Raw genomic sequence first — 14,612 nt, 5'->3', positions numbered from 1 at the left:
CCCGATGGTTAGGGTCATCAATCAGCTAGCTGAGGAACCCCATGGCGTACTCCTACTCTGAGAAAAAACGTATTCGCAAGGATTTTGGTAAGCGACCTTCTGTACTCGAAGTGCCTTACCTGTTGTCAATCCAATTAGATTCATTCAAAAAATTTATTGAGCTGGATCCAGAAGGTAATAATGGTCTGGAAGCAGCTTTTCGCTCAGTATTTCCGATTGCCGCTTATTCAGGTAATTCGGAATTGCAGTACGTGAGCTATCACCTTGGTGAACCGGTTTTTGACGTACAAGAATGTCAAATTCGAGGCATCACTTATTCAGCTCCATTGCGAGTGAAACTGCGCTTAGTTATCTATGATAAAGAAGCAGCGGCAGGCACCATTAAGAATATTCGCGAACAAGAAGTCTACATGGGCGAAATCCCATTGATGACTGAAAACGGTACCTTTGTTATCAATGGTACTGAGCGCGTTATTGTTTCTCAGTTGCACCGTTCACCAGGCGTATTCTTTGACCATGACAAGGGTAAAACCCATTCGTCAGGCAAAGTTTTATACAACGCGCGGGTGATCCCGTACCGTGGTTCTTGGTTAGACTTTGAGTTTGACCCGAAAGATAACGTATTCGTACGTATTGACCGTCGTCGTAAATTACCGGCGTCGATCATTTTGCGTGCCTTGGAATACACCACAGAAGAAATTCTTGAAATGTTCTTCGATACCACTTACTTCCAGTTCCGTGGTAAGAAGATCTTTATGCAGTTGGTACCAGAGCGTCTGCGTGGTGAAACTGCCAAGTTTGATATCAAAAACGACGATGGTGAAATCATCGTTGAAAAAGGCCGCCGTATTACCGCGCGTCATATCAAGCAAATCGAAGGCTTGAACCAACCAGAAATGGAAGTACCGGTTGAGTACTTGGTTGGTAAAATCTTGGCTAAGGACTACGTCAATAAGAAGACTGGCGAAGTTGTAGCCGAAGCCAATGCTGAACTAACGCTTGAGCTATTAGCTGAGTTGCGTGAAGCAGGCTTTAAGAAATTCGAAACCTTGTTCGTGAACGACCTTGATCATGGTCCGTACATGAGTGAAACCCTGCGCATCGATCCGACCAGCAACCGTTTGGAAGCATTGGTCGAAATCTATCGTATGATGCGTCCTGGTGAACCACCGACGAAAGAAGCTGCAGAGACCTTGTTCGATAACTTGTTCTTCAGTGAAGACCGCTACGATTTGTCAGCGGTAGGTCGGATGAAGTTCAACCGCCGTTTAGGTCGTGATGATCTGACTGGTCCAGGCACTTTGACCAACGACGACATTATCCAAGTCATGCGTAAGCTGATCGAGATCCGTAACGGCCTTGACGAAGTGGACGATATCGATCACCTCGGTAACCGTCGTATCCGTTCTGTTGGTGAAATGGCTGAGAACCAATTCCGCGTAGGTCTCGTGCGTGTTGAACGTGCCGTTAAAGAGCGTCTGAGTTTGGGCGATCTTGATGCGATCATGCCACAAGATCTGATCAACGCGAAACCTATCAGTGCAGCGGTCAAAGAGTTCTTTGGCTCGAGCCAATTGTCGCAGTTTATGGACCAAAACAACCCGTTGTCAGAAGTTACGCACAAACGTCGTATTTCTGCCTTAGGTCCGGGTGGTTTGACCCGTGAACGCGCCGGCTTCGAAGTTCGTGACGTACACCCAACGCACTATGGTCGTGTGTGTCCAATCGAAACTCCTGAAGGTCCAAACATCGGTTTGATCAACTCGTTGTCGACCTTTGCGCGTACCAACGAATATGGTTTCCTTGAGACTCCGTATCGCCGTTTCGAGAATGGCGTGGTGACCGACGAAGTTGATTACTTGTCAGCTATCGAAGAAGGTCAGTACGTTATCGCTCAGGCGAACGTATTGCTGAATGACAAAGGTGAACTGGTTGATGACTTAGTGCCATGTCGTCACAAAAACGAATTCACCCTGATGTCGAAAGAGAACGTGCAGTACATGGACGTTTCTCCGCAGCAGATCGTATCGATTGCCGCAAGTTTGATTCCGTTCCTTGAGCACGATGACGCCAACCGTGCCTTGATGGGTTCAAACATGCAACGTCAAGCGGTCCCAACTCTACGTGCTGACAAGCCGTTAGTCGGTACCGGTATTGAGCGCACTCTCGCAGTTGACTCAGGTGTAACTGTTGTCGCCAAGCGTGGTGGTGTGGTCGATAAAGTTGACGCAAGCCGTATCGTGGTCAAGGTAAATGAAGAAGAAATGGTACCTGGCGAAGCTGGTATCGACATTTACAACTTGATCAAATATACCCGTTCTAACCAGAACACCTGTATCAACCAGAAGCCGAACGTAAACGTTGGCGAACCGGTGATGCGTGGCGATGTACTGGCAGACGGTCCTTCTACGGATATGGGTGAATTGGCGCTGGGACAAAACTTACGCGTCGCCTTCATGCCGTGGAATGGTTACAACTTCGAAGACTCCATCTTGATATCGGAGCGCGTGGTACAAGAAGATCGTTTGACCACCATCCACATTCAAGAGTTGAGCTGTGTTGCCCGTGACACCAAACTGGGTGCTGAAGAAATTACTTCAGATATTCCAAATGTGGGTGAATCAGCGCTGAACAAGCTTGACGAGTCAGGTGTTGTTTATGTCGGTGCTGAAGTGAACGGCGGTGACATTCTGGTAGGTAAGGTAACGCCGAAGGGCGAAACCCAGCTGACGCCGGAAGAAAAGCTATTGCGTGCCATTTTCGGTGAAAAAGCTTCTGACGTTAAAGACAGCTCATTACGCGTTCCAAATGGCGTAACAGGTACTGTCATTGACGTACAAGTTTTCACCCGCGATGGCGTCGAAAAAGATAAGCGTGCTATCGACATCGAAACTATGCAGTTAGAACAGGTTAAGAAAGACCTGACTGACGAATTCAAGATCCTTGAGCGTGGTATCTACGAACGTGCGCGTAACTTGTTGTTGGCGAATGGTTTTGACGAGTCTAAGCTCGCCGGCCTCGAACAAAGCAAGTGGTTGTCGCAGAATCTGAAAAATGAAGATGCACAGCAGCAGCTAGAGCAAATCGCGCAGCAGTACGAAGACTTGCGCAGCGATTTCGACGCGAAGTTTGAAAACAAGCGTCGCAAGATTACCCAAGGCGATGATTTGGCACCAGGCGTGTTGAAAATCGTTAAGGTTTATCTTGCGGTACGCCGTCGCATCCAGCCTGGTGATAAGCTAGCGGGTCGTCACGGTAACAAAGGTGTTATCTCAACTATCGTACCTGTGGAAGATATGCCACACGATAACGAAGGTAACCCAGTGGATATCGTACTCAACCCGTTGGGCGTACCATCACGGATGAACATCGGTCAGATCTTAGAAACCCACCTCGGCCTAGCGGCACGTGGTATCGGTAATAAGATCGAGAAGATGATGAAGATGCAGGCGAAAGTTGCTGAAATGCGTGAATTCTTACAAAAGGTTTATGACCTTGGTGAGACGCGTCAAAACGTCGATATCAAAGACTTCAGCGACGATGAAGTATTGCGTTTAGCAGAGAACCTGAAGAAAGGTCTACCTACTGCAACACCAGTGTTTGATGGTGCTGTAGAAAGTGAGATTAAAGAACTCCTGAGACTAGGTGACTTGCCTGAGTCAGGCCAGATCACTCTGTTTGACGGACGTACTGGTGAACGCTTCGAGCGTGATGTAACTGTCGGTTACATGTACATGCTGAAACTCAACCACTTGGTTGACGATAAGATGCACGCCCGTTCTACCGGTTCGTACAGCTTGGTTACCCAGCAGCCGTTGGGTGGTAAAGCACAGTTCGGTGGCCAGCGCTTCGGTGAGATGGAAGTGTGGGCACTGGAAGCATACGGTGCGGCCTATACGCTGCAAGAAATGTTGACGGTTAAGTCGGACGACGTAAATGGTCGTACGAAGATGTACAAAAACATTGTCGACAACGACTTGCGGATGGAAGCAGGTATGCCGGAATCCTTCAACGTATTGTTGAAAGAGATCCGCTCACTCGGTATCAACATTGAGTTGGACCAAGACTGAGACCAGACCGGACGCTAATTGCCAGGAGATAAATCGTGAAAGACTTATTAAAGTTTTTGAAGCCGTTAAACCAGACTGAAGAGTTCGATGCGATTCGCATCGGACTTGCTTCGCCGGACATGATCCGCAGCTGGTCTTTCGGTGAAGTAAAAAAACCAGAAACTATCAACTACCGCACGTTCAAACCTGAACGTGACGGTCTGTTCTGTGCGCGTATCTTTGGTCCGGTCAAAGATTACGAGTGCTTGTGTGGTAAATACAAGCGCTTGAAGCACCGTGGCGTAATTTGTGAGAAGTGTGGCGTTGAAGTCACTCTGACCAAGGTACGTCGTGAGCGCATGGGTCACATCGAGTTGGCGAGCCCGGTCGCGCACATCTGGTTTTTGAAGTCATTGCCAAGCCGTATCGGCTTGATGCTTGATATGACCTTGCGTGATATCGAGCGAGTCTTGTACTTCGAATCTTATGTTGTGACTGAAGCAGGTATGACGACACTCGAGCGCGGTCAAATTTTGACTGAAGACGAGTATTTAGACGCACTTGAAGAGCACGGCGATGAGTTCGAAGCGCGCATGGGTGCAGAGGGTATCCTGAGCTTGCTACAGCACATTGATATTGATGGCGACATCAAAACAATGCGTGAAGAGCTGCCAGAAACCAACTCTGAAACCAAGCGTAAGAAAATCAGTAAGCGTTTGAAGTTACTTGAATCATTCCAAATGTCAGGTAACAAGCCTGAGTGGATGATCTTGAAAGTGCTACCAGTGTTGCCACCTGACTTGCGTCCGTTGGTACCGCTTGATGGTGGTCGTTTCGCAACTTCAGATTTGAACGATTTGTATCGTCGCGTTATCAACCGTAACAACCGTCTGAAGCGCCTGCTTGACCTTGCTGCACCAGATATCATCGTGCGCAACGAAAAGCGGATGCTGCAAGAAGCGGTCGATGCGTTATTAGATAACGGTCGTCGCGGCCGTGCCATCACTGGCACCAACAAGCGTCCACTGAAATCTTTGGCCGATATGATCAAAGGTAAACAGGGTCGTTTCCGTCAGAACTTGCTTGGTAAGCGTGTTGACTACTCAGGTCGTTCGGTGATTACCGTAGGTCCTAAGCTGCGTTTGCACCAGTGTGGTTTGCCGAAGAAAATGGCGCTTGAGCTATTCAAGCCGTTCATTTATGGCAAGCTCGAAGGTCGTGGTTTAGCCACTACCATTAAAGCAGCTAAGAAGATGGTTGAGCGCGAAATCCCAGAAGTATGGGACGTACTTGACGAAGTCATCAAAGAGCACCCAGTACTCCTTAACCGTGCACCAACCTTGCACCGTTTGGGTATTCAAGCATTTGAACCAGTACTGATCGAAGGTAAAGCGATTCAGTTGCACCCACTCGTGTGTGCGGCCTATAACGCCGACTTTGACGGTGACCAAATGGCGGTTCACTTGCCATTGACTCTGGAAGCTCAACTCGAAGCACGTGCGTTGATGATGTCAACCAACAACGTGTTGTCACCAGCGAGTGGTGACCCGATTATCGTACCTTCACAAGACGTTGTCTTGGGTCTCTACTATATGACTCGCGAGAAGGTAAACGATAAAGGCGAGGGCATGATCTTCAAGAATGCCAAAGAAGCCGAAAAAGCTTACCGTTCAGGTCATGCTAACTTGCATGCGCGCGTTAAAGTGCGGATCAAGCAAACCTTGATCAGTGAAGAGGGCGAGCGTTCTGAATCTGTTGAGATTTATGACACGACTGTAGGTCGTGCCATTCTGTCGTTGATCCTGCCAGAAGGCTTGCCTTTTGAGATGATCAACCAAAACATGGGCAAAAAACAGATCGGTCGTTTGTTGAACACTGCTTACCGTGACTTGGGCTTGAAGCCAACCGTTATCTTTGCTGACCGCATTATGTATACCGGTTTCCATTACGCGATGATCGCGGGTGCATCGGTAGGTATTGATGACATGGTCATCCCTGATGCGAAGAAAGACATCATTGAAGCCGCTGAAGAAGAAGTAGCGGAAATTCAAGAGCAGTTCGAGCAAGGCTTGGTAACTGCTGGTGAGAAATACAACAAAGTCATCGACATCTGGTCAACCGCGAACGAGAAAGTCTCGAAAGCGATGATGGAAAACTTGTCGAAAGAGATCGTCATCAACCGTGAAGGCAAAGAAGAAGAGCAAGGCTCATTCAACTCCGTTTACATGATGGCAGACTCTGGTGCTCGTGGTAGCCCCGCACAGATTCGTCAGTTGGCTGGTATGCGTGGTTTGATGGCGAAGCCAGATGGCTCAATCATCGAAACGCCGATTACTGCAAACTTCCGTGAAGGTTTGAACGTACTTCAGTACTTCATCTCGACCCACGGTGCACGTAAAGGTTTGGCGGATACCGCATTGAAGACCGCGAACTCGGGTTACTTAACCCGTCGTTTGGTCGACGTTGCGCAGGACGTTGTTATCGTACAAGAAGATTGCGGCACCTTAGACGGCCTCTACATCAAACCGTTGATTGAAGGCGGTGACGTTGTAGAACCATTGCGTGAGCGCGTATTGGGTCGTGTGGTTTGTGACGACGTCTTAGTACCAGGTAGCAATGACGTTTTGATCGAACGCAACACTTTGCTTGACGAGAAGATGTGTGACCTGTTGGAACAACACTCTATCGATGAAGTAAAAGTTCGCTCGGTGATTACCTGTGATACTGAATTTGGCGTCTGTTCACACTGTTATGGTCGTGACTTGGCCCGTGGTCACATGGTGAACCAAGGTGAGGCAGTCGGTGTTATCGCTGCGCAGTCTATCGGTGAACCTGGTACCCAGTTGACCATGCGTACCTTCCACATTGGTGGTGCGGCATCGCGAGACTCAGCGGCGAACAACGTTCAGGTGAAGAACAAAGGTACTTTGAAGCTGCACGCTGCGAAATACGTAGAGAACAGCGACAGTCACTTGGTCATCACTTCGCGTTCAACTGAGTTAACCTTGATCGACGAATTCGGTCGTGAGCGCGAGCGCTATAAGGTACCTTACGGTGCTGTGATGAAGAAAGGTGAAGGCGATGCCGTCGATGCTGGCGAAATCGTTGCGAACTGGGACCCGCACACGCACCCAATCGTTACTGAAGTAGCAGGTCGCATCAAGTTCGTAGACTTGATTGATGGCGTCACTATGACCCGTCAAACCGACGAACTGACCGGCTTGTCGAGCGTCGTGGTACTGGAAACTGGTCAACGTACCAGTGCCGGTAAAGACATGCGCCCAATGGTGAAATTGGTCGATGCCAAAGGTAAAGACGTCAACATCGCCGGCACCGATATGCCAGCGCAGTACTTCTTGCCAGGTAACGCAATCATCAACTTGGAAGACGGTGCGGAAGTGAAAGTGGGTGATACCCTTGCACGTATCCCGCAAGAAGGTTCGAAAACTCGCGACATCACCGGTGGTCTACCACGGGTTGCGGATTTGTTCGAAGCGCGTCGTCCAAAAGAGCCTGCAATTTTGGCAGAAGTTACCGGTACGGTTACCTTCGGTAAAGAAACCAAAGGCAAGCGTCGTCTGATCATCATGCCTAGCGAAGGTGACCAGTACGAAGAGATGATTCCGAAGCATCGTCAGTTGAACATCTTCGAAGGTGAGCAAGTGACCAAAGGTGAAGTTATCGCCGACGGTCCTGAAGCGCCGCACGATATTCTGCGTTTGCGTGGTGTAAGTGCACTGGCAAACTATATCGTCAACGAAGTGCAAGAAGTTTACCGCTTGCAAGGTGTAAAAATTAACGATAAGCACATCGAGACCATCGTGCGTCAGATGTTGCGTAAAGCCATCATCCTTAACCCAGGTGAAACTGAGTTGCTTGAAGGTGAAATGATGGAGTTGACCGACGTACTGAAAGCCAATGCGGAAGCAGAAGCTAACGGTAAGATCCCAGCGACCTATGAGCGTCAATTGTTGGGTATTACCAAAGCGTCACTGTCGACAGAGTCGTTTATTTCTGCCGCGTCGTTCCAAGAAACTACGCGCGTATTGACCGAAGCAGCGGTACAAGGCAAGCAAGATCCATTACGTGGCTTGAAAGAGAACGTAATTGTAGGTCGCTTGATTCCAGCAGGTACAGGTTTTGCTTACCACCGCGAACGTGCGCGCAAGCGTATGGAAGCTATGGCTCAAGGCGAAGCACCGAAACTGACTGCTGAGCAAGCCGAGCAGCAACTTGCCGACGCGTTGAACTTTGGCAACGAAGACAACGATGGCAACGACAACGCCGAATAAGCGTTAGCGTTGTGTAACGCACTTTGTAACGTACTTTGTAACATAAAAGGCCAGTCGGTAACTCGACTGGCCTTTTTTATTTGACTAAGCTGCTGACAATGTCGAATGCATGAGGTTTTCTATGTTGAATAAATTACTGGCAGCAATTGTGGTGACCGTAGCTGCATGCTGCAGTTCGCAAAGTACGGCGAATGATTTCGCAGGACTGTGGCGTGGCGAGCTCGAGTTTCAGCCGAATTTCAGTTTGGTGATTGGGTTAAACGTAGCAGACAATACCGCGACGCTCGCCAGCCCTAATCAAGGAATGCTAGATCATCCACTCTCCACTTATGCGGTCGATGGCAACACGATGACCTTCACTGCCGCTGATCTGAACATCAGCTTTACAGGTGAGCGCCAAGGAGACCAAGTTGTCGGCACCTTTACCCAAGGGCAAAGCTTTCCATTAACGCTGAAGAAGCTGACCACTGAAGACATCGAGCGACTCGCGTTCGAGGGGCAGTACGACGGTGCACTTAAAATTAACAGCAACGACTTACCATTGCAGGTCAACATAGCAGTGGTGAGTGAGGGTTATGTCGGCACGCTGGACAGTCCGACACAACAAACTTTCGGACTGGCGTTGAGTGACTTAATCATTAACGAACAGCAACTGAGCTTCGCATCACCGTTACTACAAGCCAACTATCAGGGCGAGCGCGTTGCTGAGGCAGAGCAAGCCAGCTATACCGGACTCTGGTTGCAAGGACGGCCGCTGGGACTCACCTTGACCAAACGCGGTGAAGATACACCGGCCCCAACCGTCGAATTACCGAAGCTCGGAGAGCATGGTGGGGCATACGCGTTGATAACTCCCACAGCAGTTGAGCAGCATTATTATGCTGAGCACGGTGATACTACCCAGTATGAAATTGGCTCGGTGAGCAAAACTTTTGTCAGCTATTTGCTTGCGCAGGCTGAGCTAGAAGACAAATTGAGCCTCAACACGCCGTTGCATTCGATCATCGCAGAAGCGCCAAAGGCCATTACTTTAGAGAGCCTAGCAACGCATACGAGTGGCTTGCCACGGCTACCGGATGATTTGTTTACTGGTGCTAACGGCCAAGATCCTTATGCGCATTATGATCTGCAGCGACTGCGCGCGGCGTTACAACAGCAAGAGCTGGGCGCACAGCAACATCAGTACTCAAATTACGGAGTGGGGGCTTTAGGTGAAGCATTAGCGCTTGCATATGAGAGTAGTTTGAGCGATTTACTCGCCGCCAAAGTATTTCAGCCGATGGCGATGGCGGACACTTATCTTGCCACTCCTGGCAGCACACCAACAGCTACGCAATTAGCGGTGCCGCATGACAGTATGGGGAGTCGCGTTTCGCCATGGCACTTTCAAGCACTCGCTGGAGCAGGTGCCATTGTGTCGACTTTGCCAGATATGGTGCGCTATGTGCAGGCTTTGCGACAACAGTTGGAGCAGCAGCCACAGCTCGCCAGCCTATTGCTGACACCGCGTGCCGAGCTTGGACAATGCTGTGAGCAAGCGTTAGGATGGTTGTTAGAAACCGATGCAGAGGGTAAGACGTTTGCGTGGCACAACGGCCAAACCGCAGGATTTTCGAGTTATGTCGGTTTTTATTTAGATGGCTCACGTGCGGTTGTCGTACTGAATAACCAAGCAACCGATGTGAATGCCGAAGCAAAAGCTTTGTTGACCCAATCAAACCAAGCAAAATAACGGCGGCCCTTGGGTCGCCAATCATCGCTTTTCCTTGACAGTCCATTTATTGACCATTAGAATTCTGCCTCCCCGTATCTCGGGCGCTTAGCTCGTGGCGCGGTGGAACTTGGATTATTTCACTCTGTTGAGCGACATCAACAAAATCAGGAGTTATGAATGGCAACAGTTAACCAGCTGGTGCGCAAAGGTCGTCAAAAGCCGGTTGTTAAAAGCAACGTTCCGGCACTTGAGGCTTGCCCACAGAAACGCGGTGTATGTACCCGTGTTTATACTACCACCCCGAAAAAGCCAAACTCAGCGCTACGTAAAGTATGCCGTGTGCGTTTGACGAACGGTTACGAAGTATCTTCGTACATCGGTGGTGAAGGTCACAACCTGCAAGAACACTCAGTCGTATTGATTCGCGGCGGTCGTGTAAAAGACTTGCCAGGTGTTCGTTATCACACAGTGCGCGGCGCGCTTGACTGTGCCGGCGTAAACGATCGGAGACAAGCCCGTTCGAAGTACGGCGCGAAGCGGCCGAAGTCTTAACGGTTCTCCGTTAGTAAGGCCAAACACTGTAATTATAAGTTTTGGGTAATACCCTGAATTAATCGGAGAATTTAAGATGCCTAGAAGACGCGTCATTGGTCAACGTAAAATCCTGCCGGATCCTAAGTTCGGATCAGAGTTGTTGGCTAAATTTATCAATGTCGTCATGGTAGACGGCAAAAAATCTGTCGCAGAAAGTATTATTTACGGTGCATTAGACATCATGGCTGAAAAGACCAAGAAAGAGCACCTAGAAGTATTTGAAGAAGCATTGGACAACGTTCGTCCTACGGTTGAGGTTAAGTCGCGCCGCGTTGGTGGTTCAACTTATCAAGTACCAGTAGAAGTTCGTCCGGTGCGTCGTAATGCACTGGCTATGCGTTGGTTAGTTGATGCCGCGCGTACTCGGGGTGAAAAATCCATGGCTCAGCGCCTAGCAGGTGAAATGCTAGACGCATCAGAAAATAAAGGCTCTGCTGTGAAGAAGCGTGAAGACGTGCACCGTATGGCCGAAGCGAACAAAGCGTTCGCCCATTATCGCTGGTAAATTCACAGTTAACCCAAAGAGGAATTTATGGCTCGTAAAACTTCGATTGAGCGCTACCGTAATATCGGTATCTGTGCTCACGTAGACGCAGGTAAAACGACCACCACAGAACGGGTGTTGTTCTACACTGGTCTGTCTCACAAATTAGGTGAGGTACATGACGGTGCAGCAACTACCGACTGGATGGAACAGGAACAAGAGCGTGGTATCACTATTACCTCTGCTGCGGTTACCTGTTTCTGGAAAGGTATGGACCAGCAGTTCCCAGAGCACCGCATCAACATCATCGACACCCCAGGACACGTTGACTTCACTATCGAAGTAGAACGTTCTCTGCGTGTTCTCGATGGCGCTGTTGTCGTACTTTGTGGTTCTTCAGGTGTGCAGCCGCAAACTGAAACTGTATGGCGTCAAGCGAACAAATACGAAGTACCTCGTATGGTGTTCGTGAACAAGATGGACCGTGCAGGCGCAGACTTCATGCGCGTTGTTGGCCAGATCAAAAGCCGTTTGAACGCAGTTCCAGTACCGATTCATTTGAATATCGGTGCGGAAGACGAGTTCAAAGGCGTTGTTGACTTGATCAAAATGAAAGCCATCAACTGGAACGAAGAAGATTCAGGCATGACCTTCACTTATGAAGAGATCCCTGCTGAACTTCAAGACCAGGCTGAAGAATTGCACGCTGAATTGATTGAAGCTGCTGCTGAAGCAAACGAAGAGCTAATGAACAAATATCTCGAAGGCGGTGAGTTAACCGAAGAAGAGATCAAGTTTGGTCTGCGTCAGCGCACTCTGAACAACGAAATCGTACTTTGCTTGTGTGGTTCTGCATTTAAGAACAAAGGTGTACAAGCGGTACTTGACGCAGTTATCGAGTATTTGCCATCACCAACTGAAGTAAAAGCGATTCGCGGTATTTTGGAAGACGAATCTGAAGGTGTGCGTAAGTCAGACGACGCAGAACCGTTCTCAGCGTTGGCGTTTAAAATCGCTACCGACCCATTCGTGGGTACGTTGACCTTCTTGCGCGTTTACTCGGGCGTATTGTCACAAGGTGACACCGTATACAACCCAGTGAAGAGCAAGCGCGAGCGTATCGGCCGTATGGTTCAGATGCACGCGAATGACCGTCAAGAAATCAAAGAAATCTTGGCTGGTGACATCGCTGCTGCTATCGGTTTGAAAGACGTGACTACGGGTGACACTTTGTGTGATCCAAACAACGTTATCACGCTTGAGCGGATGGAATTCCCTGAGCCAGTTATCTCGGTTGCAGTAGAACCGAAAACTAAAGCTGACCAAGAAAAAATGGGTATCGCTTTAGGTAAATTGGCGGCAGAAGATCCATCGTTCCGTGTGAAGACTGATGAAGAAACGGGTCAAACGATCATCTCTGGTATGGGTGAATTGCACCTTGATATCATCGTTGACCGTATGAAGCGTGAATTCAAAGTTGAATGTAACGTTGGTAAACCGCAGGTTGCGTACCGTGAAACTATCCGCCAGAAAGTGGAAGTTGAAGGTAAGTTTGTACGTCAATCAGGTGGTCGTGGTCAGTTCGGTCACGTATGGCTGAAACTTGAACCAATGGAATTCGACGCGAACGACGACGAAGCTCCAAACTACCAATTCGTCAACGAAATCGTTGGTGGTGTGGTACCGAAGGAATACATTCCTGCGGTAGATAAAGGTATCCAAGAGCAAATGCAGAATGGTGTACTTGCTGGTTACCCAGTACTTGGCGTGAAAGCGACCTTGTACGATGGTTCATACCATGATGTTGACTCATCAGAAATGGCATTTAAAATCGCTGGTAGCATGGCCTTCAAAAAAGGTGCATTGCAAGCGAAGCCAGCTCTGTTAGAGCCGATGATGAAAGTAGAAGTTGTGACTCCTGAAGACTTCATGGGTGACGTAGTTGGCGACTTGAACCGTCGTCGCGGCATCATTGAAGGCATGGAAGATGGTCCTGGTGGCTTGAAAGAAGTACGTGCTCAAGTACCATTGTCAGAAATGTTCGGTTACGCTACTGACCTGCGTTCGCAGACTCAGGGCCGTGCATCTTATGCAATGGAATTCTTGAAGTACTCTGAAGCACCAAACAACGTTGCTGAGCAAGTTATTGCTGCTCGTCAAACTAAAGATTAAGTAGAGTCTGGTCCGGTTCGATTAGAGGACCGGACTTTTAACTTAAGTAAGGAAAAGTCATGTCAAAAGAAAAATTTGAACGTTCGAAACCGCACGTTAACGTAGGTACAATCGGCCACGTTGACCACGGTAAAACTACTCTGACTGCTGCGATCACTACCGTTTTGGCAAAAACCTACGGTGGTTCTGCGAAAGATTTCGCAATGATCGATAACGCACCAGAAGAAAAAGCACGTGGTATCACCATCTCAACTTCACACGTTGAGTATGACACTCCAGCACGTCACTACGCCCACGTTGACTGCCCAGGACACGCTGACTATGTGAAAAACATGATCACCGGTGCTGCGCAGATGGACGGCGCTATCTTGGTAGTAGCTGCAACTGACGGCCCAATGCCACAAACGCGTGAGCACATCTTGTTGTCACGTCAGGTAGGCGTACCATTCATCGTTGTCTTCATGAACAAATGTGACATGGTAGACGACGAAGAGTTGTTGGAATTGGTCGAGATGGAAGTACGTGAACTTCTTTCTGAGTACGACTTCCCAGGTGACGACTTGCCAGTGATTCAAGGTTCAGCGTTGAAAGCGTTGGAAGGCGAAGAGCAGTGGGAAGCGAAGATCCTTGAGTTGGCAGAAGCTTTGGATTCATACATCCCAGAGCCAGAGCGTGATATCGACAAGCCGTTCATCATGCCAATCGAAGACGTATTCTCGATCTCAGGTCGTGGTACTGTCGTAACAGGTCGTGTAGAGCGCGGTATCGTGCGCACTGGTGACGAAGTAGAAATCGTAGGCATCAAAGACACTACGAAGACTATCGTAACGGGTGTAGAGATGTTCCGTAAGTTGCCTGACGAAGGTAGTGCAGGCGAGAACATCGGCGCATTGTTGCGTGGTACTAAGCGTGACGAGACCCAACGTGGTCAAGTATTGGCGAAGCCAGGTTCAATCACTCCGCATACTAAGTTCGAAGCTGAAGTATACGTATTGACCAAAGAAGAAGGTGGCCGTCACACGCCATTCTTTAAAGGCTATCGTCCACAGTTCTACTTCCGTACGACTGACGTAACTGGTGCAGTCCAGTTGCCAGAAGGCGTAGAGATGGTTATGCCAGGCGACAACTTGAAGTTTGTTGTTGACTTGATTCACCCAATCGCGATGGACGAAGGTTTACGCTTCGCAATCCGTGAAGGTGGCCGTACTGTAGGTGCTGGCGTTGTCTCTAAAATCGTAGAATAAGACGCTACGTAGCCCGTAGTTCTACTACGGGTCGAATTTGAAAGGGAGCCTCGGCTCCCTTTT

General features: G+C 49.0%; 7 protein-coding genes. All 7 read left to right on the top strand.

Translation table 11 applies throughout. The annotated features are described in order from the left end of the window. Positions 1-41: 41 nt before the first annotated feature. The 7 genes from rpoB (at position 42) to tuf (ending at position 14,549) form a co-directional block, all read left to right on the top strand. Positions 42-4,070 (top strand): DNA-directed RNA polymerase subunit beta, encoded by a 4,029-nt coding sequence (gene rpoB / locus ACJ8W9_RS07685; protein ID WP_411360537.1) that lies wholly within the window; start codon positions 42-44, stop codon positions 4,068-4,070. A 35-nt stretch (positions 4,071-4,105) separates the two neighbouring features. Continuing rightward, entirely contained in the window at positions 4,106-8,341 is a 4,236-nt protein-coding gene (gene rpoC, locus ACJ8W9_RS07680) for a DNA-directed RNA polymerase subunit beta' (protein WP_411360535.1), read from the top strand. 121 nt (positions 8,342-8,462) lie between these two features. Continuing rightward, positions 8,463-10,073: a serine hydrolase domain-containing protein gene (locus ACJ8W9_RS07675; RefSeq protein ID WP_411360534.1), complete on the top strand. Its 1,611-nt coding sequence runs from the start codon at positions 8,463-8,465 to the stop codon at positions 10,071-10,073. A 159-nt stretch (positions 10,074-10,232) separates the two neighbouring features. After that, on the top strand, positions 10,233-10,607 hold the full coding sequence (gene rpsL, locus ACJ8W9_RS07670; protein WP_034777283.1) for a 30S ribosomal protein S12: 375 nt from the start codon (positions 10,233-10,235) through the stop codon (positions 10,605-10,607). A 76-nt stretch (positions 10,608-10,683) separates the two neighbouring features. Beyond that, the gene (gene rpsG / locus ACJ8W9_RS07665) at positions 10,684-11,154 is read left to right on the top strand and encodes a 30S ribosomal protein S7 (RefSeq protein WP_034734291.1); all 471 of its coding nucleotides are present in this window, start codon (positions 10,684-10,686) and stop codon (positions 11,152-11,154) included. Positions 11,155-11,181: 27 nt separating this feature from the next. Further along, positions 11,182-13,305 carry an elongation factor G gene (fusA, locus tag ACJ8W9_RS07660; RefSeq protein ID WP_411360531.1) on the top strand — a complete coding sequence of 708 codons (2,124 nt, stop codon included), beginning with the start codon at positions 11,182-11,184 and terminating at the stop codon, positions 13,303-13,305. A 59-nt stretch (positions 13,306-13,364) separates the two neighbouring features. Further along, positions 13,365-14,549: an elongation factor Tu gene (gene tuf / locus ACJ8W9_RS07655; RefSeq protein ID WP_411360786.1), complete on the top strand. Its 1,185-nt coding sequence runs from the start codon at positions 13,365-13,367 to the stop codon at positions 14,547-14,549. Positions 14,550-14,612 lie beyond the last annotated feature (63 nt).

This window comes from Pseudidiomarina salilacus (genome assembly GCF_047323925.1).
Lineage (GTDB): Bacteria > Pseudomonadota > Gammaproteobacteria > Enterobacterales > Alteromonadaceae > Pseudidiomarina > Pseudidiomarina salilacus.
This window is presented reverse-complemented; position numbering and strand designations above follow the sequence as displayed.

Coding starts and splice junctions, on each gene's coding strand:
- rpsL (WP_034777283.1), top strand. CDS start 10,233: ATGGCAACAGTTAACCAGCTGGTGCGCAAAGGTCGTCAAAAGCCGGTT.
- ACJ8W9_RS07675 (WP_411360534.1), top strand. CDS start 8,463: ATGTTGAATAAATTACTGGCAGCAATTGTGGTGACCGTAGCTGCATGC.
- rpsG (WP_034734291.1), top strand. CDS start 10,684: ATGCCTAGAAGACGCGTCATTGGTCAACGTAAAATCCTGCCGGATCCT.
- rpoB (WP_411360537.1), top strand. CDS start 42: ATGGCGTACTCCTACTCTGAGAAAAAACGTATTCGCAAGGATTTTGGT.
- tuf (WP_411360786.1), top strand. CDS start 13,365: ATGTCAAAAGAAAAATTTGAACGTTCGAAACCGCACGTTAACGTAGGT.
- fusA (WP_411360531.1), top strand. CDS start 11,182: ATGGCTCGTAAAACTTCGATTGAGCGCTACCGTAATATCGGTATCTGT.